Below are 26889 nucleotides of genomic sequence, written 5' to 3'. Positions count from 1 at the left end.
GCAATAAGGTACCGATCTCGCTGATGAAATCAGGAGGCTCAACCAGCCCGCCTCCCTGAATGAAGCCGGAAAACTCTAGCCTCAGATGGTCCAGAAACCTGGGGCGGTTCACGCCTGATGAGGGTTTAATGATGGTTGGTGGATACGAGTAGTAGCATCCCTAGGGTATGGATTTAACTATTCCCTCCCAAACCCTTCGCCGCGACGGCAAAACCTTAGTCATTGTGTCGGCTAAGATCTGAACACAAAAAGCCGGGCGATCTCTCGCCCGGCTTTTAAACTCATGACGCCTGAACGGCGTCAAACCTTATGCAGCTTCGGCAGCAGCAGCTTCAGCGGCAACGCGCGCCTTGTCGGCTGCGCCCTTGGCGTCAACGTCGCGCTCGACGAATTCGATGACGGCGAGAGCGGCATTGTCGCCCTGGCGGAAGCCGGCCTTCATGATACGCAGGTAGCCGCCGTTGCGGTTTGCGTAACGGGCTGCGATCGCGTCGAACAGCTTGCGGACGGCGTCCTGATCCTTGATCTGCGAGATCGCCTGACGACGAGCGTGCAGGTCGCCGCGCTTGCCGAGGGTGACGAGCTTCTCAACGATCGGGCGAATTTCCTTCGCCTTCGGAAGCGTGGTGACGATCTGCTCATGGGTGATGAGCGAAGCAGCCATGTTGGCAAACATTGCCTTGCGGTGGCTGGCGGTTCTATTGAGCTTGCGGCCTGAATTACCGTGGCGCATTGCTATTCTCCTTCTTCGCAGGTTCCTTCTCTAAGGCCTGCCGTTTCCTGGCACATGCAGATGACTTATCTGCTGTTTGACGGGGAAAGGCAGTCTTTAAAGGGTCTGCCTTTTTGATTGTTAGTACTGGTCTTCGTAACGCTTTGCGAGATCTTCGATGTTCTCAGGCGGCCATGCCGGCACTTCCATGCCGAGGTGCAGACCCATGGAAGCGAGAACTTCCTTGATTTCGTTCAGCGACTTGCGACCGAAGTTCGGCGTGCGAAGCATTTCGGCTTCGGTCTTCTGGATCAGGTCGCCGATATAAACGATGTTGTCGTTCTTCAGGCAGTTTGCCGAACGAACGGACAGTTCGAGCTCGTCGACCTTCTTGAGAAGCGCCGGGTTGAACGCGAGTTCGGTAACCGATTCTTCTTCTGCTTCCTTCTGCGGCTCGTCGAAGTTGACGAAGACGCCCAGCTGGTCCTGAAGAATGCGAGCGGCGAAGGCAACGGCGTCTTCGCCGGAAACCGAACCGTTGGTCTCGATCGTCATGATCAGCTTGTCATAGTCGAGAACCTGGCCTTCACGGGTGTTTTCCACCTTGTAGGACACTTTCTTGACCGGAGAATAGAGGCTGTCCACCGGAATGAGGCCAATCGGGGCATCTTCCGCGCGGTTGCGCTCAGCCGGTACGTAACCCTTGCCGTTGTTGACGGTGAATTCCATGCGGATTTCAGCGCCATCGTCCAGCGTGCAGATCACGTGGTCGGGGTTCAGGATCTCGATGTCGCCAACCGTCTGGATGTCACCAGCGGTTACGGCGCCCGGGCCCTGCTTGCGCACGACCATGCGCTTGGAATCATCGCCGTCCATCTTGATGGCGATTTCCTTGATGTTGAGCACGATATCCGTCACATCTTCCCGAACGCCGGGGATGGAGGAGAATTCGTGCAGGACACCGTCGATCTGCACGGCCGTCACAGCGGCGCCACGCAGAGAAGACAACAGAACGCGACGCAGCGCGTTGCCGAGGGTAAGACCAAAACCACGCTCCAGCGGCTCGGCAACCAGGGTTGCCTTGGTGCGGCTGGACGAGGTGAACTCGACCTTGTTCGGCTTGATAAGTTCCTGCCAGTTCTTCTGAATCATCTTTAAACCTTCCGTTCGCCGCCACCATCCAATCGTGACGGACCGAGCATGAAAACACCGAGAGGAACCTAATTCAGCGGTTCATCGGTGGGTTCTTGAGCGCAAGTCCGCCGATCGAAATCGACGCGCACACGCCAGATACACGAAAATTCCGCCAGACCTGAGGTAAGGCGGAATTTCCGAACCACGGTCGCGTCAGACGCGGCGCTTCTTGCGCGGACGGCAACCGTTGTGCGGGATCGGCGTCACGTCGCGAATGGAAGTGATCATGAAACCGGCAGCCTGCAGGGCGCGAAGTGCCGATTCACGGCCGGAACCCGGACCGCAAACTTCAACTTCAAGCGACTTCATGCCGTGTTCCTGAGCCTTCTTCGCGCAATCTTCAGCAGCAATCTGGGCAGCGAACGGGGTCGACTTGCGCGAACCCTTGAAGCCCTTGGCACCAGCAGACGACCAGGCAATGGCGTTGCCCTGTGCGTCGGTGATGGTGATCATCGTGTTGTTGAAGGTCGAGTTGACGTGCGCGACGCCAGACGTGATGTTCTTACGTTCGCGACGGCGAATACGTGCGGCTTCCTTGGCCATTTTATACCTTTCATTGATCTCTTCACCGCCGTAACACCAGCGGCTACACCGGCGATCAACCCCATCGGAGCTTCACGCCAAACTCAGAAAGGCTGGCGCGGACTGCACCAGCCTCCCCTTTCCGGAGAACCGGAAAATTACTTCTTCTTACCAGCGATAGCCTTCGCCGGACCCTTGCGGGTGCGGGCGTTGGTGTGCGTGCGCTGACCGCGGACCGGAAGGCCACGACGGTGACGCAGGCCGCGGTAGCAACCGAGGTCCATCAGACGCTTGATGTTCATCGAGGTCTCACGACGCAGGTCGCCTTCGACCTGGTAGTCGCGGTCGATGGCTTCGCGGATCTGAAGAACTTCAGCATCCGTCAGCTGATGAACGCGCTTCTCAGCCGGAAGACCGACCTTGTCCATGATTTCCTGCGCGAATTTCGGACCGATCCCGTGAATGTAGGTCAGCGCAATAACAACGCGCTTCGCGGTCGGGATGTTGACGCCAGCGATACGTGCCACGTCTCTTCTCCTTGGTTCCAGTTGCCATCCGGCAAGTGGTGATTCCATTCGAGCGGCCGACAAGACCGCCAGTTCAAATTGGTGTCCGTGACAAGTCAAAACGACCGAACCCGGATCTCCCTTCCCTTAGGGAAATCCGCGCCAGTCGCTTGGGATGTCGCGAGTTGGCGCGGTGTTTAACGGAATCAGCGCAAAAAAGCAACCGGCTCCGCCAAGATTCTTTTACGATCCAAAGGATCTGCCGCCATGCGCAAGCGAGATATGGGCAAGAGCGCAACAGCCTCGCCCATCCGCTCGGTCGATCAGGCGGAGGCTTTCTCGAGAACGCGCTCGATAGCCTCGGTGACGGCATCGACATCAGCCATGCCATCCAGCGTCACGAGCTCGCCCTGTTCGCTGTAATAGGCAGACAGCGGCGCGGTCTTCTCGCGATATTCCGTCAGGCGCTTGCGGAACGCTTCCGGATTGTCATCCGAGCGAACCGTACCGCCGGCGGCAATGGTTTCAGCCACGCGGTTTTCGATTCGGCGAATCAACGCCTCTTCGTCCACCTTGAGTTCGATGACGGCATCGAGGACCAGATTCTTCTTGCGCATGTTCTCGGCAAGCGCCTTGGCCTGCGGAACGGTGCGCGGATAGCCGTCGAGAATAAAGCCCTTGGCACAGTCCGGTGCTTCGATGCGTTCGGAAACGATCTGATTGACGATATCGTCGGAAACAAGCCCGCCGGCATCCATGACGGCCTTGGCGCGTTTGCCGATTTCGGTGCCCGCGCTGACCGCAGCGCGAAGCATGTCACCGGTGGAAAGCTGCGGGATCCCGTACTTGTCCGTCAGCCGCTTGGCCTGGGTTCCCTTGCCCGCACCCGGCGGACCCAAAAATATCAGTCTCATCGTCCCCTCTTTCCTCCACGCAACTTCGACTTCTTGATCAGCCCTTCATACTGCTGCGCGATCAGGTGACCCTGAATTTGCGCAACCGTGTCCAGAGTTACACTGACAACGATCAAAAGCGAAGTACCACCAAGGGCTAATGGAATGCCCGTGCGTGCGATAAGTGTCTCAGGAAGGATACAGACGAAGACAAGATAAATCGCGCCGACCACGGTGATGCGGGTCAGGACGTAATCGATGTACTCCGCGGTGCGCTCGCCCGGACGGATGCCCGGAATGAAGCCACCATGCTTCTTGAGGTTATCTGCGGTGTCCTTCGGATTGAAGACGATCGCCGTATAGAAAAATGCGAAGAACGCGATCAGCAGGCCATAGAGCGCCATGAACAGCGGCTGCCCGTGCTGCAGCGACGCGATGATCGAGGTTGCCCAGCCCGGCAGGTTGGTGTTGCCGGCAAAACCCGCAGCCGTTGCCGGCAGCAGCAGCAGCGAAGATGCGAAGATCGCGGGAATGACGCCAGCCGTGTTGAGCTTCAGCGGCAGATGCGAAGTATCGCCCTGGAACATGCGATTGCCGACCTGTCGCTTCGGATATTGGATCAACAGGCGGCGCTGGGCGCGTTCCACGAAGACGATGAGCGCGATGACGCCGATGGCGACCACAACGACCGTCAGGATGAGCGGGGTGGAAAGCGCACCGGTACGGCCGAGTTCCAGCGTGCCGGCCAGCGCCTTGGGCAGGCCTGCGGCAATGCCCGCGAAGATGATCAGCGAAATACCGTTGCCGATACCACGCGAGGTGATCTGCTCACCCAGCCACATCAGGAACATCGTGCCGCCGAGCAGCGTGATTACGGTGGAAATGCGGAAGAACCAGCCCGGATCGACCACGAGGCCGTTGCCGCTTTCGAGGCCTACCGCAATGCCATAGGCCTGCAGCGTGCCGAGCAGCACCGTGCCGTAGCGCGTATACTGGTTGATGATCTTGCGGCCGGCTTCGCCTTCCTTCTTCAACGCTTCGAGCGAGGGCACGACCGACGTCATGAGCTGCACGATGATCGAAGCGGAGATGTAAGGCATGATGCCGAGGGCGAAAATCGCCATGCGCTCGACGGCGCCACCCGCAAACATGTTGAAAAGACCGAGAATACCGTTGGCCTGGCCACGGAAGGCCTGCGCATAGGCTTCGGGGTTCAGGCCCGGAAGCGGAATGTGAGTGCCGAGACGGTAGACGAGAAGTGCGGCAAGAGTAAACCAGAGACGCTTTTTCAGATCCTCCGCCTTAGCGAAGGTCGAAAAATTCAGGTTCGAAGCCAGTTGTTCCGCTGCTGAAGCCATAAATTTCTCCGAATGACCCTTGCCAGCCAGCGCAACCGGCCGATGCGGAAAGGTCTAAAAGATACTGGTCAAAACCGGGCTTCGGACAAATGCGGCTCTGAGCCGCCATCATGCCTCACCCTGTTTTTTATGTCCTATCCCCTCCCCTACGGAAGTTCAAGAACTGTGAGGCTCTCCCTGCAGCACTTTCTGCCGCAAGCGGGGCCGTGGAAGCACACCGCGAAGAGATTGCCCTGATGCTCTATAAATCGATTTAGATCGAAAGCACCATAGGCCAGGGAGCGCAAACGCCCGGAGCGACGAGCCCCGGGCGTCTGAAGTCTATATATTACTCGGCGGCTTCTGCTGCAACTGCGAGAAGCTTGATCGAACCGCCAGCCTTTTCGATCTTTTCAATTGCGGGCTTGGAAGCGCCGGCAACTTCGAAAGCGACCTTGGCCTTCAGCTCGCCGTCGGCGAGAATGCGTACGCCGTCCTTGGCGCGACGGATAACGCCGGCAGCCTTGAGAGCAGCGGCATCGATCGTTGCGGAAGCGTCAAGCTTCTTGGCGTCGATGGCGGTCTGAATGCGGCCGAGCGATACGACAACATATTCGGAAGCGAAGATGTTATTGAAACCGCGCTTCGGCAGACGACGGTAGATTGGCATCTGACCGCCTTCGAAGCCGTTGATGGCGACGCCCGAACGAGCCTTCTGACCCTTCACACCGCGACCACCGGTCTTGCCCTTGCCGGAACCGATACCGCGACCTACGCGGATACGATCCTTGGAGGCGCCTTCGTTGTCTCTGATTTCATTGAGTTTCATGATAGGTTACTCCGTCTCACTTCTCGTCAACGACGCGAACGAGATGCTGGACCGCACGGATCATGCCGCGGACCGCCGGAGTGTCTTCCAGGGTGCGCTGACGATGCATCTTGTTGAGACCCAGGCCGATCAGCGTCTGGCGCTGGATTGCCGGGCGGCGAATGGGGCTGCCGATCTGTTCGACCGTAACAGTCTTCTTGGCTTCAGTAGTCTTCTTGGCCATGATCCAGCTCCTTATTCTTCAGAAGCGTTGCCGGAAGCGGCACGACGAGCCTGAAGGGTCGCATACTTCAGACCGCGCTGTGCAGCGATGTCCTTCGGATGAACCTGATGCTTCAGAGCGTCGAACGTAGCGCGAACCATGTTGTACGGGTTCGAAGAACCGGTCGACTTGGCAACAACGTCATGAACGCCGAGCGTTTCGAAAACGGCGCGCATCGGACCACCGGCGATGATACCGGTACCGGCCTTGGCCGAACGCAGCAGAACCTTGCCTGCGCCATGACGGCCATTGACGTCGTGGTGCAGCGTGCGGCCATCGCGCAGCGGAACGAAGATCAGATCGCGCTTTGCGCTTTCGGTTGCCTTGCGGATCGCTTCCGGAACTTCACGAGCCTTGCCGTGACCGAAGCCAACGCGGCCCTTCTGGTCGCCAACGACAACGAGAGCGGCGAAGCCGAAGCGACGGCCACCCTTAACAACCTTTGCAACGCGGTTGATCGCGACCAGCTTGTCGACGAATTCGCTATCGCGCTCTTCGCGGTTCTGACGCTCTTCGCGGGAACCTCTTTTATCCTGTGCCATTGTCCTTGTCCTTTTTCTTTTGCGGGTGGAACGGCAAACGAAAAGACCAGCGGTCCCGATGAAGAGATCCGCATGGTCCGGTGAAATTCCGCCCGGATCGTTGTCCGGGCGGAAACTGCAGCGCGAAAAGCGCTACAGCATCTTTGTTGGTGCATGATCCTTTCTTTCGATCTCAAAAAATCGAAAGGGTCATGCACTCAGAAGTTCAGGCCGCCTTCGCGGGCAGCGTCTGCCAGAGCCTTGATGCGGCCGTGGTAGATGAACGCGCCACGGTCGAATACGACATCCTTGACGCCAGCCTTGACGCCACGCTCGGCAACCAGCTTGCCGACAACAGTTGCTGCTGCAACGTCGGCGCCGGTCTTGAGCGAGCCGCGCAGATCGGCTTCGAGCGTGGAGGCAGACGCAAGCGTCTTACCAGCAACGTCATCGATGATCTGGGCGTAGATGTTCTTCGACGAGCGATGAACCGACAGGCGCGGGCGGCCGTTGGCAACCGCCTTGATCTGGCGGCGCACACGGCTCGCGCGACGTGCAAGTGCTTCTTTCCTGCTAGCCATTTCGCGTGATCCTTACTTCTTCTTGCCTTCTTTGCGGACAATACGCTCTTCAGCGTACTTCACGCCCTTGCCCTTGTAGGGCTCGGGACCGCGGTATTCGCGGATTTCCGCGGCTACCTGGCCAACCTGCTGCTTGTTGATGCCGGAAACGATGATTTCCGTGGGCTTCGGAACGGCAATGGTGATGCCGACCGGAGGCTCGTAAACAACGTCGTGGGAGAAGCCGAGAGCCAGCTGCAGGTTCTTGCCCTGCATGGCGGCACGGTAACCGACGCCGTTGATTTCGAGCTTGCGCTCATAGCCGTCCTTAACACCCTTGAAGATGTTCTCGATCATCGTGCGGGACATGCCCCACTTCGAACGAGCTTCCTTGGTGCCGTTAGCCGGCGTTACGGAAACGCCGTTATCTTCGAGCTTCAGCTGAATGTCGTCGTTAGCGACGAAAAACAGTTCACCCTTCGGGCCCTTAGCAGTAACCTTCTGGCCGTCGACATTGGCCGTCACACCTGCTGGAACCGGAACGGGCTTTTTACCGATACGAGACATTATTCAATCCTGTCTGTTCGTTATGGAGATCCTTGCTCGGGTCTTAGAAGACCGAGCAAAGAACCTCGCCACCAACGTTCTGTTCGCGAGCCTGGTGATCGGCCATCACGCCCTTCGGGGTCGAAAGGATGGTGATGCCGAGGCCGTTCGCGACCTGCGGAATGGACTTTACCGAGACATAAACCCGGCGGCCCGGCTTGGAAACGCGGCCGATCTCACGGATCACGGACGCGCCTTCGTAGTACTTCAGCTCGATCGTGAATTCGGACTTGCCGTTTTCGAAATCGACCTTGGAATAACCGCGAATGTAGCCTTCAGCCTGCAGCACGTCGAGAACGCGTGCGCGGAGGCTGGAAGCCGGCGTGCTTACCGAAGACTTGCGGCGAGCAGCACCATTGCGGATGCGGGTGAGCATATCACCCAAAGGATCAGTCATGGTCATGTGCCCGTCTCCTTACCAGCTCGACTTGACAATGCCCGGCACCTTGCCGGAATTGCCCAGCTCACGAAGCGCGATACGCGACATCTTGAGCTTGCGATAGAACGCGCGCGGACGGCCCGTTACTTCGCAGCGGTTGCGGATACGCGTCTTCGAGCCGTCACGCGGCAGCGAAGCGAGCTTCAGAGTGGCCTTGAACCGGTCTTCGATCGGAAGGGACTGGTTCATCACGATCGCCTTGAGGGCAGCGCGCTTGCTGGCCTGCTGAGCGACCGACTTGCGGCGGCGCTTGTTCTTTTCAACTGCGCTTGTTTTCGCCATATCGGAGTTCCTTTTCTACGCTCGTCGTTACGGTTAGTGACGGAACGGGAAGTTGAACTCTGTCAGCAGAGCCCGAGCTTCGTCGTCCGACGTCGCCGTCGTGCAAACGATGATGTCCATGCCCCACATCTGATCAACCTTATCGTAGTTGATCTCAGGGAACACAATGTGTTCCTTGATGCCCATGGCGAAGTTGCCACGGCCGTCAAAGCTCTTCGGGTTCAGGCCCCGGAAGTCGCGAACGCGCGGCAGCGCGATGTTGACCAGACGATCAAGGAATTCGTACATGCGGGCGCCACGAAGGGTAACCTTCGCACCGATCGGCATGCCTTCGCGAACCTTGAAACCAGCGATCGAGTTGCGAGCGCGGGTAACGACCGGCTTCTGGCCGGCAATCGCAGCCAGGTCACCGGCAGCGATGGTGGGCTTCTTGGAGTCAGCAGTCGCTTCGCCAACGCCCATGTTGATCACGATCTTTTCAAGCTTCGGGATCATCATGACGTTCGCGTAGGAAAACTTCTCCTGCATGGCGCCACGGATACGGGAAACGTATTCCGTCTTGAGACGCGGCTCGTACTTATCAGCCATCGATCACTTCTCCCGAACGCTTGGCCACGCGGACCTTCTTGCCATCCACAACCGAGAAGCCAACGCGGGTCGGCTTGCCATCCTTGTCGACGATGGCGATGTTGGAGATGTGCAAGGATGCTTCCTTGTTGATGATGCCGGCTTCCTGGGCCTGGGTCTGGCGCTGGTGACGCTTCACCATGTTGACGCCACGCACAACGGCCCGGTCTTCCTTCGGCAAAACCTGGATTACTTCGCCGGTACGGCCCTTGTCCTTACCGGTCAATACGACAACCTTGTCGCCTTTACGAATTTTCTGCATCGCTTGTCGCTCCTTACAGTACTTCCGGAGCCAGCGAGATGATCTTCATGTGGTTCTTGGCGCGAAGTTCGCGCGGAACCGGTCCGAAGATACGGGTGCCGATGGGCTCTTTCTTGTTGTCGATAAGAACGGCTGCGTTGTTATCGAAACGGATGACGCTGCCGTCAGCGCGGCGGATGTCCTTGGCGGTGCGCACGACAACCGCCTTCATCACGTCGCCCTTCTTGACGCGGCCGCGCGGAATAGCTTCCTTGATGGAAACGACAATAATGTCGCCAACAGAAGCATATTTGCGCTTCGAGCCGCCCAGCACCTTGATGCACATGACACGACGTGCGCCGGAATTATCCGCCACGTCGAGGTTTGTTTGCATCTGAATCATGTCAGGTCGCCTTCTTGTTGTTACCGGAACGGTTGGGCAAACTCTCCCGAGTAAGCCCCCTGCCCCAGCTTATGAATATCTCTTTTTTTGCGCGGAAATGTCGTGACAGGGTGGTTTCCCGAAGGACCTTCCGTGCGCATCAAAGCAAAAGACGCTCGATTCACGAGCGTCCTTGCGGTGCTTCATACAGGAATTCGCGCCAAGTGCAAGACACCTGGCGCGATTCTGATGAAATTAAGCCTGGGCGGAAACGACCGTCCAGCGCTTGTCCTTGGAGATCGGTGCGCATTCCTCGATGGAAACGACATCGCCGACCTTATACTGATTGTTTTCGTCGTGTGCCTTGTACTTCTTCGAACGACGAACGGTCTTCTGAAGCAGCGGGTGAGCGAATCGGCGCTCAACACGAACTACGACAGTCTTCTCGTTCTTGTCGGACACAACGACGCCCTGCAGAATGCGTTTCGGCATATTATTCTTCCTTAGGCCTTGGCTTCTGCCGCCTTCTGGCGGGCAATGGTTTTAACGCGGGCGATATCCTTGCGGACTTCGTTGATGCGCGAGGACTTCTCCAGCTGACCAGTTGCCTTCTGGAAGCGCAGGTTGAACTGCTCCTTCTTCAGATCGGCGAGCTTGTCCTTGAGCTGGTCGGCGCTGAGGCCGCGAACTTCATCGGCTTTCATGTGCCTTGCTCCTTACTCTGCGATGCGCTGTACGAAGCGCGTCTTGACCGAGAGCTTGGCAGCGCCGAGACGAAGCGCCTCACGGGCGATCTCCTCGGACACACCGTCGATCTCGAACATCATACGACCGGGCTTGACTTTGCATGCCCAGTAATCGACCGAACCCTTGCCCTTACCCATACGAACTTCGGTCGGCTTTGCCGTGACCGGAACGTCGGGGAATACGCGGATCCACACGCGACCTGCGCGCTTCATGTAACGCGTGATCGCGCGGCGGGCCGCTTCGATCTCGCGTGCATTCACGCGGTTCGGTTCCTGCGACTTCAAGCCGAATTCACCGAATGCCAGGTCAAAGCCGCCCTTGGCGACGCCCTTGATGCGTCCCTTGAACTGCTTACGGTACTTAGTACGCTTTGGCTGCAACATTTTCTTACTTCTCCGAGCTTATCTTTCGCCAGCGTCAATCAAGCGTTTTCGCGACGACGATCGGGACGATCGCCACGCTCACGGCTTGCAGGGCCCTGTGCGTCGCCTTCGAGACCGCGACGCTCAGAAGCCATCGGATCGTGCTCAAGGATTTCGCCCTTGAAGATCCAGACCTTGATGCCGCAAATGCCGAATGCGGTTTCAGCTTCAGCCGTGCCGTAGTCGATGTCCGCACGCAGCGTGTGCAGCGGAACGCGACCTTCGCGGTACCATTCGGTACGAGCGATTTCTGCACCGCCGAGACGGCCGCCGCAGGTGATCTTGATGCCTTCGGCGCCAAGACGCATTGCGGACTGAACAGCACGCTTCATCGCACGGCGGAAAGCCACGCGGCGCTCGAGCTGCTGAGCGATCGACTGGGCAACCAGCGTCGCGTCGATTTCCGGCTTGCGCACTTCAACGATGTTGAGGTGCGTTTCGGAGTTGGTCATCTCGGAAAGCTTCTTGCGAAGCTTCTCGATGTCCGCACCCTTCTTGCCGATGATCAGACCCGGACGAGCCGAGTGGATCGTAACGCGGCACTTCTTGTGCGGACGCTCGATGACGACCTTTGCGATACCGGCCTGCTTGAGTTCCTTGATCAGGTAAGCCCGGATCTTCAGGTCTTCATGCAGCAGCTTGCCGTATTCTGCGGTGTCAGCGTACCAGCGGCTATCCCAGGTACGGTTGATGCCGAGGCGGAAGCCGATCGGATTGATTTTCTGACCCATTATGCGGCCTCCCCTTTTTCCTCGACTTCACGAACAACGATCGTGAGGTGAGCGAACGGCTTTTCGATGCGGGAAGCACGACCACGGCCACGAGCGTGGAAACGCTTCATGGTGATGGACTTGCCAACATAGGCCTCGGCGACGACGAGAGCGTCGACGTCGAGGTCGTGGTTGTTTTCCGCATTGGCAATCGCAGATTCCAGCGTCTTCTTGACGGTGCCTGCAATGCGCTTGCGGGAGAATTCGAGCTCGGCGAGAGCGCGATCAACCTTCTTGCCACGGATAAGAGCGGCAACCAGGTTCAGTTTCTGGGGGCTGACGCGGAGCGTACGGGCAACGGCCTGAGCCTCGTTGTCCTTCAGCCGGCGTTCGGTCTTAGCCTTCGCCATGATTACTTCCTCTTTGCCTTCTTGTCCGCGCCGTGACCGTAATAGGTACGGGTCGGAGAGAATTCACCGAACTTGTGTCCGACCATGTCTTCGTTGACGGAGACGGGCACATGCTTGCTGCCGTTGTAGACGCCGAAGGTCAGACCAACGAACTGCGGCAGGATCGTGGAGCGACGGCTCCAGATCTTGATTACTTCGTTACGTCCGCTCTCGCGCACCTTCTCAGCCTTGGTGAGAAGATAGCCGTCAACAAACGGACCTTTCCATACTGAACGAGCCATTAGTGACTACCTCTCTTACTTCTTACGCTGATGGCGCGAGCGCATGATGAACTTGTCGGTCGACTTGTTCGAACGGGTGCGCTTGCCCTTCGTGGGCTTGCCCCACGGAGTAACCGGGTGGCGACCACCCGACGTGCGACCTTCACCACCACCGTGCGGGTGGTCGACCGGGTTCATGACGACGCCGCGAACGTGCGGACGCTTGCCGCGCCAACGGGAACGACCGGCCTTGCCGTCGTTGATGTTGGCGTGGTCCGAGTTCGAAACAGCACCGATCGATGCGAGGCAGGAGCCATGCACCAGACGCTGTTCGCCCGAGTTGAGACGCAGGATGGCCATGCCGGCATCGCGGCCGACGAGCTGGACATACGTACCGGCGGAGCGAGCGATCTGACCGCCCTTGCCCGGCTTCATCTCGACGTTGTGGATGATCGAACCGACCGGAATGTACTGAAGCGGCATGGTGTTGCCAGGCTTCACGTCCACTGCCTTGTCGGAGGCGATCACCTTGTCACCGGCAGCGAGACGCTGTGGCGCGAGAATGTAAGCCTGTTCGCCGTCGGTATACGTAACCAGCGCGATGAACGCGGTGCGGTTGGGGTCGTATTCCAGACGCTCAACGGTGCCTTCTACGTCGAACTTGCGACGCTTGAAGTCAACCAGACGGTAGGTCCGCTTGTGACCGCCACCCTGGAAACGGACGGTGATCCGGCCCTGGTTGTTACGGCCACCCTTGGAGCTGAGGCCCTGGGTGAGAGCCTTTACCGGCTTGCCCTTGTAGAGCGAAGCGCGGTCCACGATAACCAGCTGGCGCTGGCTCGGCGTGGTCGGATTGAAACTTTTCAATGCCATTTTCTTGTTCCCTTTTGGGTCTTTGCCCGCTTGGGCCTAACCTTTAGAGTCCGGTGGACACGTCGATGGATTGACCTTCGGCGAGCGTGACGACGGCTTTCTTGACGTCCTTCAGCTTACCGGCGAATCCACGGAAACGACGGGTCTTACCCTTGCGGATAAGCGTGTTCACAGCCGTGACTTTGACGCCGAAGAGAGCTTCCACGGCAGCCTTGATTTCAGGCTTGGAAGCATTCTTGGCGACGTTGAATACGACCTGGTTCTGTTCGGATACCAGCGTCGACTTTTCCGTGATCGAAGGAGATACGATCACATCGTAGTGGCGAAGATCCGTCATTTGAACCGCTCCTCCAGAGCCTCTACAGCAGCCTTGGAAAGCACCAGCTTGCCACGGCGCAGGATGTCGTAAACATTGATGCCCTGAACCGGCAGAACGTCCACGTTCGGGATGTTCTGAGCAGCGAGCTTGAAGTTGCCATCAAGTTCGGCGCCGCCGATAACGAGAGCGTTGGTCAGGCCAAGCGAAGCGAAGCTGCCCAGCAGAGCCTTGGTCTTTGCTTCGGACGCGACGAGCTGATCAACGATGATCAGTTCTTCAGCCTTCAGCTTTGCAGACAGGGCGTGACGCAGAGCGAGCGCACGAACCTTCTTCGGAAGATCGTGTGCATGGCTGCGAACGACCGGGCCGTGGGCCTTGCCGCCGCCGCGGAACTGCGGTGCGCGAGCCGAATGGTGACGAGCGCGGCCCGTACCCTTCTGCTTGTACATCTTCGCGCCGGTGCGGGAAACTTCCGACCGGTTCTTGGACTTGTGGGTTCCCTGCTGCTTCTTTGCAAGCTGCCAGCGAACCATGCGGGCCAGGATGTCCTGGCGGGGGTCGAGGCCGAAGATCTCATCCGACAGAGAAACCTTGCCGGCGTCTTTTCCCTCGAGGGTCTTGACGTTCAATTCCATGATAAGGCTCCCTTACTTCGCAGCCGACTTGACGGCGTCGCGGACGATGATCCAGGAACCCTTCGAGCCGGGAACTGCACCCTTCACGAGGATGAGGCCACGGTCTTCATCGGTCGAAACGACTTCGAGGTTCTGGGTCGTAACGCGCGTCTGGCCCATATGACCAGCCATGCGCTTGCCCTTCCAGACGCGGCCCGGATCCTGGTTGTTACCGGTCGAACCGTGTGCACGGTGCGATACGGAGTTACCGTGCGAAGCGCGGCCACCACCGAAGTTGTGACGCTTCATAGCACCGGCAAAACCTTTACCGATCGTGGTTCCAGTGACGTCGACCAGCTGGCCGGACTGAAAATGATTTGCGGTCAGTGTTGCACCGATGTCGATCAGGTTCTCGGGGGAAACCCGGAACTCGACGAGCTTGGCTTTCGGTTCGACATTGGCAGCGGCAAAATGACCGCGAAGCGCCTTCGTCGTGTTCTTGACCTTGGACTGGCCGGCACCGAGCTGAACTGCGGTATAGCCATTCTTGTCTTCCGTGCGCTGGGCAACGACTTGTACGTTATCCAGTCGCAATACTGTTACGGGGATATGTTCACCTGCGTCGTTATAGACGCGTGTCATACCCACTTTCTGTGCAATCACACCTGAACGCATTGGTTCATCCTCTTGCGAGCCTTGAAGGGAAAACCCTCTCTGGCCTTTGTTAAGGAGTGCCCTTCGACATCTCACGATGTTTCCGGTCTCCGGTTTGGAAGTCGTTGGATTACTCCACGTACCTTCCTTGTTATTGGCCTTCACCCAAAGGTGAAGTCCGGCCTTGTTACTTCAGCCCTCACCTTGAATGGATCGGGCCGGGTCTTAGAGCTTGATTTCCACGTCAACGCCAGCAGCGAGGTCGAGCTTCATCAGAGCATCGACAGTCTGCGGGGTGGGGTCAACGATATCGAGAAGACGCTTGTGCGTCCGCATTTCGAACTGTTCACGGCTCTTCTTATCAACGTGAGGAGAGCGGTTGACGGTAAACTTTTCGATGCGGGTGGGGAGCGGAACCGGGCCGCGAACGCTGGCGCCGGTGCGCTTTGCGGTCGACACGATTTCACGGGTAGAGGCATCGAGGATCCGGTGATCGAACGCCTTGAGGCGGATACGGATATTCTGGCCGTTCATTCGTCTTGTCCTTGTTCTTTGTTATTCGTTTCCGCACGCAGAAACACATGAACTTCTATTGATCGTGGCGCCGCAGATTTTCAAAAATCGAGAGAAATGCGCTGTCGCATCCCAATCATTTCAATTGTCTGTATTGCTAAAACACCGCGTTTCGCAATCGCTTGCGAATCCAGCGGTGAGTGTGAGTGCGCGTTTACGCGCTTTCACCGAATTTTTCAAGCACTAAAAATGCAACGCCGCCAGGCTTTTTACCAAAAGTCCGGCGGCGGTGTTGTTCACACCGCCGCCAGTCAGAATTTCAAAGGTCGAAATTACTCGACGATCGAAGCCACGATGCCGGCGCCGACGGTACGGCCGCCTTCGCGGATAGCGAAGCGCAGCTTTTCTTCCATCGCGATCGGAACGATCAGCTCGACGTCAACGGTCACGTTGTCGCCAGGCATAACCATTTCCGTGCCTTCCGGAAGCGTAACGATGCCCGTTACGTCCGTCGTGCGGAAGTAGAACTGCGGACGGTAGTTCGTGAAGAACGGCGTATGACGGCCGCCTTCTTCCTTCGTCAGGATGTAGGCTTCAGCCTTGAACTTCTTGTGCGGCTTGACAGAACCCGGCTTGCACAGGATCTGACCACGCTCGACGCCGTCACGGTTAACACCGCGAACGAGAGCACCGATGTTGTCGCCGGCCTGGCCCTGGTCGAGCAGCTTGCGGAACATTTCAACGCCGGTAACCGTCGTCTTCGAGGTCGGACGGATGCCGACGATTTCGACTTCTTCGCCAACCTTGACGATACCGCGCTCAACGCGACCCGTCACAACCGTACCACGGCCGGAGATCGAGAACACGTCTTCGATCGGCATCAGGAACGGCTGGTCGATCGGACGCTCAGGCGTCGGGATGTAGGCGTCAACCGCAGCCATCAGCTCGCGGATCGCGTCTTCACCGATCTTCTTGTCAGAATCTTCAAGAGCAGCAAGAGCCGAACCCTTGATGATCGGGATATCGTCGCCCGGGAAGTCGTAGGACGACAGAAGTTCGCGAACTTCAAGCTCGACGAGCTCGAGAAGCTCGGCGTCGTCAACCTGGTCGACCTTGTTGAGGAACACGACGATCGCCGGAACGCCAACCTGACGGGCAAGCAGGATGTGCTCGCGGGTCTGCGGCATCGGGCCGTCAGCAGCCGAGCAAACCAGGATCGCGCCGTCCATCTGGGCAGCACCGGTGATCATGTTCTTCACGTAGTCGGCGTGGCCGGGGCAGTCGACGTGCGCGTAGTGACGGGCAGGCGTTTCGTATTCAACGTGCGCCGTCGAAATCGTGATACCACGGGCCTTTTCTTCAGGCGCGGCGTCGATCTGGTCATACGCCTTGAATTCGCCGAAGAACTTCGTGATCGCTGCCGTCAGCGACGTCTTGCCATGGTCAACGTGACCGATCGTGCCAATGTTGACGTGCGGCTTATTGCGCTCAAACTTGCTCTTTGCCATTAGTGGCTCTCCATTCTTGTCCCTTGACGGGAATAATCTTCAAAATTCGGTGGGGCGTACCCCGATCACTTCTGACCGGAGTACTTAGCCTGGATTTCCTGCGCCACGTTCGACGGAACCGGCGAATAGTGGTCGAACGTCATCGAGTACTGTGCACGGCCCTGCGACATGGAGCGCAGGTTGTCGACGTACTTGAACATGTTCGCGAGCGGAACATGCGCGTTGATGACGACCGCGATACCACGGCTTTCCTGGCCCTGGATCTGACCACGACGGGAGTTCAGGTCGCCGATAACGTCACCGACATAGTCTTCCGGCGTTACGACTTCGACCTTCATCATCGGCTCGAGAAGCTGTGCGCCAGCCTTCTTGGCTGCTTCACGGAAGCAGGCACGCGATGCGATTTCGAAGGCGAGAACCGACGAGTCAACATCGTGGAATGCACCATCGACCAGCGTCGCCTTGACGCCGAGCATCGGGAAGCCAGCCAGCGGACCGGAAGACAGAACGCTTTCGATACCCTTCTGAACGCCCGGGATGTATTCCTTCGGAACTGCACCGCCGACGATCTTCGACTCGAACTTGAAGTCTTCGCCTTCGGGGTTCGGTTCGAAGATGATCTTCACGCGAGCGAACTGACCGGTACCACCGGACTGCTTCTTGTGCGTGTAGTCTTCTTCGTGCTGACGCGTGATGGTTTCGCGGTAGGCAACCTGCGGAGCGCCAACGGTTGCTTCAACCTTGAATTCGCGACGCATACGGTCAACGAGAATGTCGAGGTGAAGTTCGCCCATGCCCGCGATGATCGTCTGACCGGATTCTTCATCCGTCTTGACGCGGAACGAAGGATCTTCAGCAGCCAGACGGTTGAGCGCGAGGCCCATCTTTTCCTGGTCGCCCTTGGTCTTCGGCTCGATCGCGATCTGGATGACCGGCTCGGGGAATTCCATGCGCTCGAGGATAACCGGCTTCAGCGGATCGCAGAGCGTATCGCCAGTGGTGGTTTCCTTGAGGCCGGCCAGAGCAACGATGTCGCCGGCAAAGGCTTCTTCGATGTCTTCACGGCTGTTGGAGTGCATCTGCAGCATCCGGCCGACGCGCTCGCGCTTGTCCTTGACCGTGTTGATGACGGACGTACCCTTTTCGAGCTTGCCCGAGTAGATGCGTGCGAAGGTCAGCGAACCGACGAAGGGGTCGTTCATGATCTTGAACGCGAGCATGGAAAGCGGCTCGCTGTCGTCGGCATGACGCTCGATTTCGGCTTCGGTCTTGAAGTCGATACCCTTGATCGCCGGAATGTCCAGCGGAGAAGGCAGGTAGTCGACAACAGCGTCGAGAAGCGGCTGAACGCCCTTGTTCTTGAACGCGGTACCGCAGAACATCGGGTGGAACTTCACGTCGATGGTGCCGCGGCGAACGAGCGCACGGATCTTGTCGTTGTCGGGCATGATGCCGTTCAGGTAGTCTTCCATCGCTTCTTCGTCGATCTCGACAACGGTCTCGATCAGCTTTTCGCGATATTCGTCAGCCTTGGCCTTCATGTCTTCCGGGATTTCGACGACGTCCCACTGAGCGCCGAGCGATTCGTCGCGCCAGATGAGTGCGTTCATCTCGATCAGGTCGATAACGCCCTTGAACTCGGCCTCAGCGCCGATCGGCAGCTGCATGACAACGGCGATGGCGCCGAGACGGGTCTTGATCATTTCTACCGAGCGGTAGAAGTCAGCACCGGTCTTGTCCATCTTGTTGCAGAAGATCATGCGCGGAACATGATACTTCTCAGCCTGGCGCCAGACGGTTTCCGTCTGCGGCTCAACACCGGCGTTGGCGTCGAGCAGCGCGATGGCGCCGTCGAGAACGCGCAGCGAACGCTCGACTTCAATGGTGAAGTCGACGTGGCCGGGGGTGTCGATGATGTTGAAGCGGCGCATCTTGCCGTCGCGACCCTTCCAGAAGGTCGTGGTGGCAGCGGAGGTGATGGTGATACCACGCTCCTGCTCCTGTTCCATCCAGTCCATCGTGGCAGCGCCATCGTGAACTTCGCCGATCTTGTGCGACTTACCGGTGTAATAAAGGATACGCTCGGTGGTCGTCGTCTTGCCGGCGTCGATATGCGCCATGATACCGAAATTGCGGTAGTCTTCGATTTTATATTCGCGAGCCATAATGGACTGCCTTTCGATATGCGACCGGTTAAGATTACCAGCGGTAATGCGAGAATGCGCGGTTGGCGTCGGCCATCTTGTGCGTGTCTTCGCGCTTCTTGACAGCGGAACCGCGGTTGTTCGCAGCGTCCATGAGTTCGCCGGAAAGGCGATCGACCATGGTCGTTTCGTTGCGCTTGCGAGCAGCAGTGATCAGCCAGCGGATGGCGAGAGCCTGGCGGCGCTCCGGACGAACGTCGACCGGGACCTGGTAGGTTGCACCACCAACGCGGCGCGAACGCACTTCAACGTGCGGAGCAACGTTGTCGAGGGCGGAGTGGAACACGCCGAGCGGCTCCTGCTTCGTCTTGCCCTGAACGACGTCGAACGCGCCGTAAACGATGCTTTCTGCGACCGACTTCTTGCCGTGAAGCATGATGGCGTTCATGAACTTGGTGACGACCAGATCGCCGAACTTCGGGTCCGGGTTGATCTCACGCTTTTCTGCACTATGGCGACGGGACATATTCTTTGTCTCTCAATGTTATTGACGCTAAACCACGCGGAGAACCTCGCGCAGCGCCGGAATTTGTTTAAACCCGAATTACTTCGGACGCTTCGCACCGTACTTGGAGCGGCGCTGCTTGCGGTTCTTGACGCCCTGGGTATCGAGAACACCGCGGATGATGTGGTAACGCACGCCCGGCAAGTCCTTTACGCGGCCGCCGCGGATCATGACCACGGAGTGTTCCTGAAGGTTGTGACCTTCGCCCGGAATGTAGCCGATGACTTCGAAGCCGTTGGTGAGGCGGATCTTGGCAACCTTACGCAGAGCCGAGTTCGGCTTCTTCGGGGTCGTCGTGTAAACGCGGGTGCAAACACCACGCTTCTGCGGGTTTTCCTGAAGAGCAGGAACCTTGTTGCGCTTTACCTGTGCCTGGCGAGGCTTGCGGATCAGCTGGTTTACGGTAGGCATATAACCATCCCTTGCAAAAACTACTTTAGCCACCCTCACGGGTGGCGGCTATGCCGTTGCCGGCGACGATGCACGCATATATCCTCATGCGCAAAACGTGGCCCGATCCGTTTTCACGGATGGACCACCAAGAGCAGAGGACACCGGATGAGGCGTCTTGCGTGCAACATTCGTGTCTTCTACGTGCAATGGAGACCCGTTTGAGATGATGTTCGGGAAAAAGGTTACCGAACGGCCAGCACCCACAGAGGCTCCGATGGCGGGCGTACTACTGTTTTAGCCAGCTTTCGTCAAGGGTGAATCCACATTTTGCGCCGCCACCCATGGCCGCAAAGCCCACGTCCGGGCCATTTCCAACCCGCTTTAACATAAGTCGGCGCAGAAGGCAGCGATTTTGACCTCCGCGCTTTGGCTTTTCATAAAATCCGTCTATTGATTCCCCATGGCGGGTCGGAGCGGCTCCGCCATGGGTGGGACCGATTCCCTCGGCCCGCATCACAGCAACGACAGATCAAGGAACCGCGTCATGAGCACCCTCCCCGACAACGACAACGGACGCGACGAGCCGATGGTCTTCATCGTCATCGGCAAGGCCTACGAGACGGACAATTCCGAGGGCATCGATATCCACGTCATCCTGCGGGCGCCGGACGACGATACCGCCGTACGCGAAACGCTGAACGCGCTTTCCGAGGAAGGCTTCATCGAAGCCGATCTCGACCAGATCGGCATGCTGACCGACATCCCGGACGAAGAGCCGCACGCCTCCGCCTATCAGGGCGCACTCGAAGGCGAAGTCGCCATCATCCGCTTCGCCTGAGGTCCAAGCCATGGCGGTCAGACGTGTCGTCACCAATATAGCAACGCCGGAACCCGCGCGGGCTAAGGCGTTCTATGGCGATATTCTCGGCATGACCGTCGCCATGGACCACGGCTGGATCCTGACCTATGCCAGTCCGCTCGAAGCGCGGGCTCAGGTGAGTTTTGCGCGCGAAGGTGGCTCCGGCACGGATGTGCCCGACCTCTCCATCGAGGTCGATGATTTCGACGAGGTCCACGCCCGAATCCTGACCGCCAAGCTGCCGATCGAATACGGCCCCGTAGTCGAGGCGTGGGGTGTACGACGCCTGTTCGTGCGCGACCCTTTCGGCAAACTCATCAATATATTAAGTCACTCATAGATTATATACTTTAAATACAGTAGTATTAATTCTTTATACATTGAATATCCAGCCGACATCAGCTTAGAATAGTTCCGACGCAAATTTTCGGTGGCGGGTTGGATACTATATCGTCGGCAGACATTATCGATGACATTTATGAAGCGGCGCTTTTTCCCGACCGCTGGATGCAGGTTCTGGTAGCTATCTGCCGTCATCTCAATTTCTGGGGCGGCGCGATTACCTGGGGCAAGGGAGAAGACCAGGTGTGGCTTCACACGCCGAGCTTTCAGGAGCTGATGAAGGACTTCGCGGCGGGCGGCTGGAACCACCGCAATGATCGCCTCAGCCGCATCGCCCGGGAAGGCCAATTCTCCTTCGCGCAGGATTTGGACGTCTTCAATCATGAGGAATGGGCCGAGCTGCCGATCGTTCGTGACTTTCTTATGCCCCGCGGTTTGGGATACGGCGCGGCGACACAGGTTGCTCCACCCGGCCATCCGGAGATGACAGTGCTGTTTGAACGCAGGCTCGACGCCGGCACTATCACGCCCGAGACCATGGCAGCACTCGGCGGACTGAGGCCGCATATCGCCCGCAGCCTCACCCTCGCAACACAGCTGCAGCGTCAGAAGGCCGATGCGATGACACTTGGTCTCAACGCCATTGGCGCGCCGGCCGCAGTGCTGCAGACGAGCGGCCACATCATTTCGGCCAACGATCTGTTCCTGTCATTACAGAAATGCTTCTCCGCCCGCACGCGCGACAGAATCACCATTGCCGATGAGAGAGTGAACCGGCTGCTTTACAAGGCACTCTCTGGGCAAGACGCCGGTTCCTTCCCTCTTCCCGCCAGCGAAGACGGCGCCTGCATTCTCCACCTCATACCGCTGCGCAAGAGCGCACTGGATTTCTCACCCAACGGTAACGCCATCGCGCTCGTATCGCAGCCGACGGGCGTAATTGCCGACGCAAACACATTGCTCAAGGGTCTCTACGATCTGACCAGGGGCGAAGCGCGGGTAGCGCTGGAAATCATGAAGGGGCTTTCGCTTCCGGCGGTGGCGAAGCAGCTGAAAGTTTCGCACGAAACCGTGCGCAGCAACGCCAAGTCTATCTACGCGAAGACCGGCAGCACCGGCAAGGCCGACCTCGTTCGCCGGCTTTCCGTTCTCACTCGCTATGACATCCGCGGACAGGCCTAACCCATTTGCGCGGATGGATTTCCGGGTTGACCGGCAAAGGGCAAGAAGCTTCCAAATTCCGCTCAAACAAAAAAACGCCCGGATTGCTCCGGGCGTTTTGTTATGAACTTTGGCGGGGCTTCGCAAAGCCCCTGCCCTTCCCGCCTTATTCGGCGGCCGGAGCCTGGTCCGTCATGTCCTGCAGCATCTGGTTCGCAGAACCTGCACCGGTGCCCTTGCGGCGTTCCTCAAGAATGAGGTCGTCGCGCGAGGTGGCGATGCGGCGGATCTGCGTCATGGTGCCGCCGGTACCGGCCGGGATGAGGCGGCCGACGATGACGTTTTCCTTGAGGCCCTGCAGCGTGTCCGTCTTGCCGGCAATCGCAGCTTCCGTGAGAACCTTGGTGGTTTCCTGGAAGGATGCAGCCGAGATGAAGGACGGCGTCTGCAGCGAAGCCTTGGTGATGCCGAGCAGAACCGGCTCGCCATAGGCAGGCTTCTTGCCTTCTTCGATCAGGCGGTCGTTGTTGTCGTCAAGCTCGATGCGATCGACGTTGTCACCAACGATGTACTGGCTATCGCCGGCATCGGTGATTTCAACCTTCTGCAGCATCTGGCGAACGATCACCTCGATGTGCTTGTCGTTGATCACAACGCCCTGCAGACGGTAGACTTCCTGGATTTCGTTCACGAGGTAGGAAGCCAGAGCCTCCACGCCCTTGATCGCCAGAATGTCGTGCGGTGCCGGGTTACCGTCGAGGATGTATTCACCCTTTTCGATATAGTCGCCTTCCTGAAGGTGGAAGGGCTTGCCCTTCGGGATCAGGTATTCGACCGGCTCGACGCCGTCTTCCGCAGGCTCGATCATCACGCGACGCTTGTTCTTGTAGTCGCGGCCGAGACGGATCGTACCATCGATCTCTGCGATGATGGCGTGGTCCTTCGGACGACGGGCTTCGAACAGTTCGGCAACGCGCGGCAGACCGCCGGTGATGTCCTTCGTCTTGGCGCTTTCCAGCGGCGAACGTGCAAGCACGTCACCCTGGGAGACCTTCGCACCCGGCTCGACCGACAGGATGGCGTCGACCGAGAGCTGGAAGCGGGCTTCGCCACCACGGGCAAGCTTCGCAACCGCACCGGAAGCGTCCTTGATGACGATCGCAGGCTTGAGGTCCGAACCGCGCGGCGTCGAACGCCAGTCGATAACCTGACGCTTGGTGATGCCGGTGGATTCGTCGGTGGCTTCCAGAACGGAGAGGCCGTCGACGAGGTCCTCGAAGTGAACGGTACCTTCCACTTCCGTCATCATCGGACGGGTGTAGGGGTCCCACTCTGCAAGACGCTGACCGCGCTTAACCTTGTCGCCATCGTCAACGAAGATCTTCGAACCATAGGCAACGCGCTGCGAAGACCGCTCCTGGCCACGCTCATCGAGAATGGTGACAGCCATGTTACGGCCCATCGCGATGAGTGCGCCTTCGGAGTTGCGCAGGATGTTGCGGTTCTTGATCGCAATCGTGCCCTCGTAAGAGGCTTCGAGGAACGACTGGTCGACCACGTTCGCCGTACCGCCAAGGTGGAAGGTACGCATGGTAAGCTGCGTGCCCGGTTCACCGATGGACTGTGCGGCGATGACGCCGACGGCTTCGCCCATGTTGACAGGCGTACCGCGTGCAAGGTCACGACCGTAGCACACGCCGCAGACGCCGATCTGCACTTCGCAGGTCAGAGCCGAACGGATGCGGACGGACTGGATACCGGCCTTCTCGATTGCAGCCACGTCGGCTTCGTCGATCAGCGTGCCGGCCTTGACGATGTTCTCGCCGGAAACCGGATGATCGATGTCGTCCAGAGCCGTACGGCCGAGGATACGTGCGCCGAGCGAGGCAACGACCTGACCGGCATCGACAATGGCGGTCATGGTGAGGCCCTTGTCGGTGCCGCAATCCTTGGAGTTGACGATGCAATCCTGCGCGACGTCGACGAGACGACGGGTAAGGTAACCCGAGTTCGCCGTCTTCAGGGCGGTGTCTGCGAGACCCTTACGGGCACCGTGGGTCGAGTTGAAGTACTCGTTAACGGTCAGGCCTTCCTTGAAGTTCGAGATGATCGGCGTCTCGATGATTTCACCCGACGGCTTCGCCATCAGGCCGCGCATGCCGCCCAGCTGACGCATCTGGTTCGGAGAACCACGAGCACCCGAATGCGACATCATATAGATGGAGTTCATCGGCTTCTGACGGCCCGTTTCCGGATCGAACTCGACAGCCTTGATGCGTGCCATCATCTCTTCGGCGACCTTTTCGGTAGCCTTGCCCCAGGCGTCGACAACCTTGTTGTACTTTTCGCCCTGGGTGATGAGACCATCATTATACTGCTGTTCGTATTCCTTCACGAGAGCTTCGGTGTCGCCGACGATCTTCACCTTGCTGTCCGGAATGACCATGTCGTCCTTGCCGAACGAAATGCCGGCGCGGCAGGCATGGGCAAAGCCGAGCTGCATGATGCGGTCGCAGAAGATGACCGTGTCTTTCTGGCCGCAATGACGGTAGACCGTGTCGATCATCTTGGAGATGTTCTTCTTGGTCATTTCCTGGTTGCAGACGTCGAAAGGCACGTTGACGTTCTTCGGCAGAAGTTCGCCAATCAGCATACGACCGGGGGTCGTCTCATGAATCTTCGAAACCGGCTTGCCATCGGCATCCACGGTCTTGAAGCGGCCGCGGATCTTGGCATGCAGCGTCACGACCTTGTTTTCAAGCGCGTGATGCAGCTCACCGATATCCGAGAAGGCCATGCCTTCGCCCGGCTCGTTCTGGTTCATGATCGACAGGTAATACAGGCCGAGAACCATGTCCTGCGAAGGAACGATGATCGGGTGGCCGTTTGCCGGATGCAGGATGTTGTTGGTCGACATCATCAGCACGCGCGCTTCCAGCTGGGCTTCCAGCGAGAGCGGAACGTGAACAGCCATCTGGTCACCGTCGAAGTCGGCGTTGAAGGCCGTGCAGACGAGCGGGTGCAGCTGGATGGCCTTGCCTTCGACCAGCATGGGTTCGAAAGCCTGGATACCCAGACGGTGCAGCGTCGGTGCGCGGTTCAGGAGAACCGGATGCTCGCGGATGACCTCGTCGAGGATATCCCAGACTTCCGGCTTTTCCTTTTCAACCAGCTTCTTGGCCTGCTTGACGGTCGAGGAGTAACCCTTGGCGTCGAGGCGGGCATAGATGAACGGCTTGAACAGTTCGAGCGCCATCTTCTTCGGCAGGCCGCACTGGTGCAGCTTGAGCTCCGGACCGGTCACAATAACCGAACGACCGGAATAGTCGACGCGCTTGCCGAGAAGGTTCTGGCGGAAGCGGCCCTGCTTGCCCTTGAGCATGTCGGAGAGCGACTTCAGCGGGCGCTTGTTGGCACCCGTGATGACACGGCCGCGACGGCCGTTGTCGAACAGCGCATCGACGGATTCCTGCAACATGCGCTTTTCGTTGCGGATGATGATACCCGGCGCACGAAGCTCGATCAGGCGCTTCAGACGGTTGTTACGGTTGATGACGCGGCGATAGAGATCGTTGAGGTCGGACGTCGCGAAACGGCCGCCATCCAGCGGAACCAGCGGGCGCAGGTCCGGCGGAATGACCGGAACGACCTTCATGATCATCCATTCCGGACGGTTGCCGCTTTCCATGAAGTTCTCGACGATCTTCAGGCGCTTCATCAGCTTCTTCTGCTTCAGATCAGAAGTCGTTTCAGCAAGCTCGACGCGCAGGTCGCCGGCGATCTTTTCGAGGTTCATCGAAGCCAGCATCTCATAGATGGCTTCAGCGCCGATCATGGCGGTGAACTGGTCTTCGCCGAACTCGTCGACGGCGATCATGTACTCTTCTTCGGACAGAAGCTGGTTCTGCTTCAGCGAAGTGAGGCCCGGTTCGGTGACGATGTAGTTCTCGAAATAGAGAACGCGTTCGACATCCTTCAGCGTCATGTCGAGCAGGGTCGAGATACGCGAGGGAAGCGACTTCAGGAACCAGATGTGGGCAACCGGCGCTGCGAGCTCGATATGACCCATGCGCTCACGGCGAACGCGCGACAGCGTGACTTCGACGCCGCACTTTTCGCAGATGATGCCCTTGTACTTCATGCGCTTGTACTTGCCGCACAGGCACTCATAGTCCTTGATCGGTCCGAAGATGCGCGCGCAGAAGAGACCGTCGCGTTCAGGCTTGAACGTACGGTAGTTGATGGTTTCCGGCTTCTTGATCTCGCCGTAGGACCACGACAGGATTTTTTCCGGCGAAGCGATCGAAATCCGGATGGAATCGAAATGCTGCGCAGGCACCTGAGGATTGAAAAGATTCATGACCTCTTGGTTCATGCCTTGTCTCCTTGAGAGGCTAGCTGCTGCCCCTGTTTGCATCTGGACCGGCTTCTTCCCGGGTCACCGTCCAGAGCTTTAAATACGGATTAACCGCATAATGCGGC

At 58.3% G+C, this 26889-nt stretch carries 35 protein-coding genes; 3 read left to right on the top strand and 32 right to left on the bottom strand.

The features are described from left to right. Positions 1 to 307: 307 nt before the first annotated feature. The 31 genes from rplQ to rpsL form a co-directional block, all read right to left on the bottom strand. Complete coding sequence (rplQ, locus tag PH605_RS14925) at positions 308 to 733, bottom strand: 50S ribosomal protein L17 (RefSeq protein WP_003521014.1); 426 nt, start codon at positions 731 to 733, stop codon at positions 308 to 310. Between the two features lie 120 nt (positions 734 to 853). Next, the gene (locus tag PH605_RS14920; protein WP_003495228.1) at positions 854 to 1864 is read right to left on the bottom strand and encodes a DNA-directed RNA polymerase subunit alpha; all 1011 of its coding nucleotides are present in this window, start codon (positions 1862 to 1864) and stop codon (positions 854 to 856) included. A gap of 195 nt (positions 1865 to 2059) precedes the next feature. Next, positions 2060 to 2449 carry a 30S ribosomal protein S11 gene (rpsK, locus tag PH605_RS14915; protein WP_003521013.1) on the bottom strand — a complete coding sequence of 130 codons (390 nt, stop codon included), beginning with the start codon at positions 2447 to 2449 and terminating at the stop codon, positions 2060 to 2062. A 137-nt stretch (positions 2450 to 2586) separates the two neighbouring features. Then, positions 2587 to 2955, bottom strand: a complete 369-nt coding sequence (rpsM, locus tag PH605_RS14910; protein ID WP_035263425.1) for a 30S ribosomal protein S13 — start codon at positions 2953 to 2955, stop codon at positions 2587 to 2589. A 302-nt stretch (positions 2956 to 3257) separates the two neighbouring features. Further along, on the bottom strand, positions 3258 to 3848 hold the full coding sequence (locus tag PH605_RS14905; RefSeq protein ID WP_003521011.1) for an adenylate kinase: 591 nt from the start codon (positions 3846 to 3848) through the stop codon (positions 3258 to 3260). After that, complete coding sequence (secY, locus tag PH605_RS14900; protein ID WP_003521010.1) at positions 3845 to 5185, bottom strand: preprotein translocase subunit SecY; 1341 nt, start codon at positions 5183 to 5185, stop codon at positions 3845 to 3847. Before secY ends, PH605_RS14905 begins: the two co-directional genes overlap by 4 nt. Before the next feature lie 328 nt (positions 5186 to 5513). Beyond that, the gene (gene rplO, locus PH605_RS14895; RefSeq protein ID WP_003521009.1) at positions 5514 to 5993 is read right to left on the bottom strand and encodes a 50S ribosomal protein L15; all 480 of its coding nucleotides are present in this window, start codon (positions 5991 to 5993) and stop codon (positions 5514 to 5516) included. A 16-nt stretch (positions 5994 to 6009) separates the two neighbouring features. Next, a complete protein-coding gene (rpmD, locus tag PH605_RS14890) occupies positions 6010 to 6216 on the bottom strand; it encodes a 50S ribosomal protein L30 (protein WP_020812287.1) in 207 nt (68 codons plus the stop codon). Between the two features lie 11 nt (positions 6217 to 6227). Beyond that, positions 6228 to 6797: a 30S ribosomal protein S5 gene (gene rpsE, locus PH605_RS14885; protein WP_004442585.1), complete on the bottom strand. Its 570-nt coding sequence runs from the start codon at positions 6795 to 6797 to the stop codon at positions 6228 to 6230. Positions 6798 to 6994: 197 nt separating this feature from the next. Next, a complete protein-coding gene (gene rplR / locus PH605_RS14880; protein WP_003521008.1) occupies positions 6995 to 7357 on the bottom strand; it encodes a 50S ribosomal protein L18 in 363 nt (120 codons plus the stop codon). A 12-nt stretch (positions 7358 to 7369) separates the two neighbouring features. After that, positions 7370 to 7903: a 50S ribosomal protein L6 gene (rplF, locus tag PH605_RS14875; RefSeq protein ID WP_003495204.1), complete on the bottom strand. Its 534-nt coding sequence runs from the start codon at positions 7901 to 7903 to the stop codon at positions 7370 to 7372. A gap of 43 nt (positions 7904 to 7946) precedes the next feature. Next, a complete protein-coding gene (gene rpsH / locus PH605_RS14870; protein ID WP_003521007.1) occupies positions 7947 to 8345 on the bottom strand; it encodes a 30S ribosomal protein S8 in 399 nt (132 codons plus the stop codon). A 12-nt stretch (positions 8346 to 8357) separates the two neighbouring features. Beyond that, positions 8358 to 8663 carry a 30S ribosomal protein S14 gene (gene rpsN / locus PH605_RS14865; RefSeq protein WP_142845324.1) on the bottom strand — a complete coding sequence of 102 codons (306 nt, stop codon included), beginning with the start codon at positions 8661 to 8663 and terminating at the stop codon, positions 8358 to 8360. Positions 8664 to 8696: 33 nt separating this feature from the next. Then, on the bottom strand, positions 8697 to 9251 hold the full coding sequence (rplE, locus tag PH605_RS14860; protein WP_003495201.1) for a 50S ribosomal protein L5: 555 nt from the start codon (positions 9249 to 9251) through the stop codon (positions 8697 to 8699). Then, positions 9244 to 9552 carry a 50S ribosomal protein L24 gene (gene rplX, locus PH605_RS14855; RefSeq protein ID WP_003521006.1) on the bottom strand — a complete coding sequence of 103 codons (309 nt, stop codon included), beginning with the start codon at positions 9550 to 9552 and terminating at the stop codon, positions 9244 to 9246. Before rplX ends, rplE begins: the two co-directional genes overlap by 8 nt. Before the next feature lie 13 nt (positions 9553 to 9565). Beyond that, positions 9566 to 9934: a 50S ribosomal protein L14 gene (rplN, locus tag PH605_RS14850; protein ID WP_003495199.1), complete on the bottom strand. Its 369-nt coding sequence runs from the start codon at positions 9932 to 9934 to the stop codon at positions 9566 to 9568. A 234-nt stretch (positions 9935 to 10168) separates the two neighbouring features. Beyond that, entirely contained in the window at positions 10169 to 10405 is a 237-nt protein-coding gene (gene rpsQ / locus PH605_RS14845; RefSeq protein ID WP_003495195.1) for a 30S ribosomal protein S17, read from the bottom strand. 11 nt (positions 10406 to 10416) lie between these two features. Further along, on the bottom strand, positions 10417 to 10617 hold the full coding sequence (gene rpmC, locus PH605_RS14840) for a 50S ribosomal protein L29 (RefSeq protein WP_003495193.1): 201 nt from the start codon (positions 10615 to 10617) through the stop codon (positions 10417 to 10419). Between the two features lie 12 nt (positions 10618 to 10629). Continuing rightward, a complete protein-coding gene (gene rplP / locus PH605_RS14835) occupies positions 10630 to 11043 on the bottom strand; it encodes a 50S ribosomal protein L16 (RefSeq protein ID WP_003495190.1) in 414 nt (137 codons plus the stop codon). 38 nt (positions 11044 to 11081) lie between these two features. Continuing rightward, complete coding sequence (gene rpsC / locus PH605_RS14830) at positions 11082 to 11813, bottom strand: 30S ribosomal protein S3 (RefSeq protein ID WP_003495188.1); 732 nt, start codon at positions 11811 to 11813, stop codon at positions 11082 to 11084. After that, on the bottom strand, positions 11813 to 12202 hold the full coding sequence (gene rplV, locus PH605_RS14825) for a 50S ribosomal protein L22 (protein ID WP_003521005.1): 390 nt from the start codon (positions 12200 to 12202) through the stop codon (positions 11813 to 11815). Before rplV ends, rpsC begins: the two co-directional genes overlap by 1 nt. 2 nt (positions 12203 to 12204) lie before the next feature. Continuing rightward, complete coding sequence (gene rpsS / locus PH605_RS14820; RefSeq protein ID WP_003507772.1) at positions 12205 to 12483, bottom strand: 30S ribosomal protein S19; 279 nt, start codon at positions 12481 to 12483, stop codon at positions 12205 to 12207. A gap of 15 nt (positions 12484 to 12498) precedes the next feature. Further along, positions 12499 to 13335 carry a 50S ribosomal protein L2 gene (gene rplB, locus PH605_RS14815; protein ID WP_003521004.1) on the bottom strand — a complete coding sequence of 279 codons (837 nt, stop codon included), beginning with the start codon at positions 13333 to 13335 and terminating at the stop codon, positions 12499 to 12501. Between the two features lie 43 nt (positions 13336 to 13378). After that, positions 13379 to 13672, bottom strand: coding sequence for a 50S ribosomal protein L23 (locus PH605_RS14810; RefSeq protein WP_003521003.1), 294 nt, complete (start codon positions 13670 to 13672; stop codon positions 13379 to 13381). Next, complete coding sequence (rplD, locus tag PH605_RS14805) at positions 13669 to 14289, bottom strand: 50S ribosomal protein L4 (RefSeq protein WP_003495173.1); 621 nt, start codon at positions 14287 to 14289, stop codon at positions 13669 to 13671. The genes PH605_RS14810 and rplD overlap by 4 nt, the downstream gene beginning before the upstream one ends. Positions 14290 to 14301: 12 nt before the next feature. Then, positions 14302 to 14943: a 50S ribosomal protein L3 gene (gene rplC / locus PH605_RS14800; RefSeq protein ID WP_003507769.1), complete on the bottom strand. Its 642-nt coding sequence runs from the start codon at positions 14941 to 14943 to the stop codon at positions 14302 to 14304. 204 nt (positions 14944 to 15147) lie between these two features. After that, complete coding sequence (gene rpsJ / locus PH605_RS14795) at positions 15148 to 15456, bottom strand: 30S ribosomal protein S10 (RefSeq protein WP_003507767.1); 309 nt, start codon at positions 15454 to 15456, stop codon at positions 15148 to 15150. A 311-nt stretch (positions 15457 to 15767) separates the two neighbouring features. Then, positions 15768 to 16943, bottom strand: a complete 1176-nt coding sequence (gene tuf / locus PH605_RS14790) for an elongation factor Tu (protein WP_003525183.1) — start codon at positions 16941 to 16943, stop codon at positions 15768 to 15770. Positions 16944 to 17008: 65 nt separating this feature from the next. Next, positions 17009 to 19108 carry an elongation factor G gene (gene fusA, locus PH605_RS14785; RefSeq protein WP_065655891.1) on the bottom strand — a complete coding sequence of 700 codons (2100 nt, stop codon included), beginning with the start codon at positions 19106 to 19108 and terminating at the stop codon, positions 17009 to 17011. Positions 19109 to 19142: 34 nt separating this feature from the next. Beyond that, complete coding sequence (gene rpsG / locus PH605_RS14780) at positions 19143 to 19613, bottom strand: 30S ribosomal protein S7 (RefSeq protein ID WP_003507761.1); 471 nt, start codon at positions 19611 to 19613, stop codon at positions 19143 to 19145. 78 nt (positions 19614 to 19691) lie between these two features. Continuing rightward, positions 19692 to 20063 carry a 30S ribosomal protein S12 gene (rpsL, locus tag PH605_RS14775; RefSeq protein ID WP_003507760.1) on the bottom strand — a complete coding sequence of 124 codons (372 nt, stop codon included), beginning with the start codon at positions 20061 to 20063 and terminating at the stop codon, positions 19692 to 19694. Positions 20064 to 20589: 526 nt separating this feature from the next. On the opposite strand from rpsL, the gene PH605_RS14770 reads away from it, so the two are divergent. The 3 genes from PH605_RS14770 to PH605_RS14760 all read left to right on the top strand — a co-directional run bounded on the left by PH605_RS14770 (position 20590) and on the right by PH605_RS14760 (position 22428). Further along, entirely contained in the window at positions 20590 to 20883 is a 294-nt protein-coding gene (locus PH605_RS14770) for a transcriptional regulator (RefSeq protein WP_065655890.1), read from the top strand. A 10-nt stretch (positions 20884 to 20893) separates the two neighbouring features. Next, positions 20894 to 21244, top strand: coding sequence for a VOC family protein (locus PH605_RS14765; RefSeq protein WP_142845323.1), 351 nt, complete (start codon positions 20894 to 20896; stop codon positions 21242 to 21244). Between the two features lie 98 nt (positions 21245 to 21342). After that, entirely contained in the window at positions 21343 to 22428 is a 1086-nt protein-coding gene (locus PH605_RS14760; protein WP_142845322.1) for a helix-turn-helix transcriptional regulator, read from the top strand. Between the two features lie 145 nt (positions 22429 to 22573). Here PH605_RS14760 and rpoC read toward each other — a convergent pair whose 3' ends face one another. Continuing rightward, positions 22574 to 26782, bottom strand: coding sequence for a DNA-directed RNA polymerase subunit beta' (rpoC, locus tag PH605_RS14755; protein WP_065655887.1), 4209 nt, complete (start codon positions 26780 to 26782; stop codon positions 22574 to 22576). Between the last annotated feature and the right edge of the window lie 107 nt (positions 26783 to 26889).

The sequence above is a fragment of the Agrobacterium sp. CFBP 3001 genome (genome assembly GCF_027871605.1).
Taxonomy (GTDB): Bacteria; Pseudomonadota; Alphaproteobacteria; order Rhizobiales; family Rhizobiaceae; genus Agrobacterium; species Agrobacterium leguminum.
The sequence above is the reverse complement of the archived record's forward strand: the minus strand, read 5'-3'. Positions and strand labels throughout refer to the sequence as shown.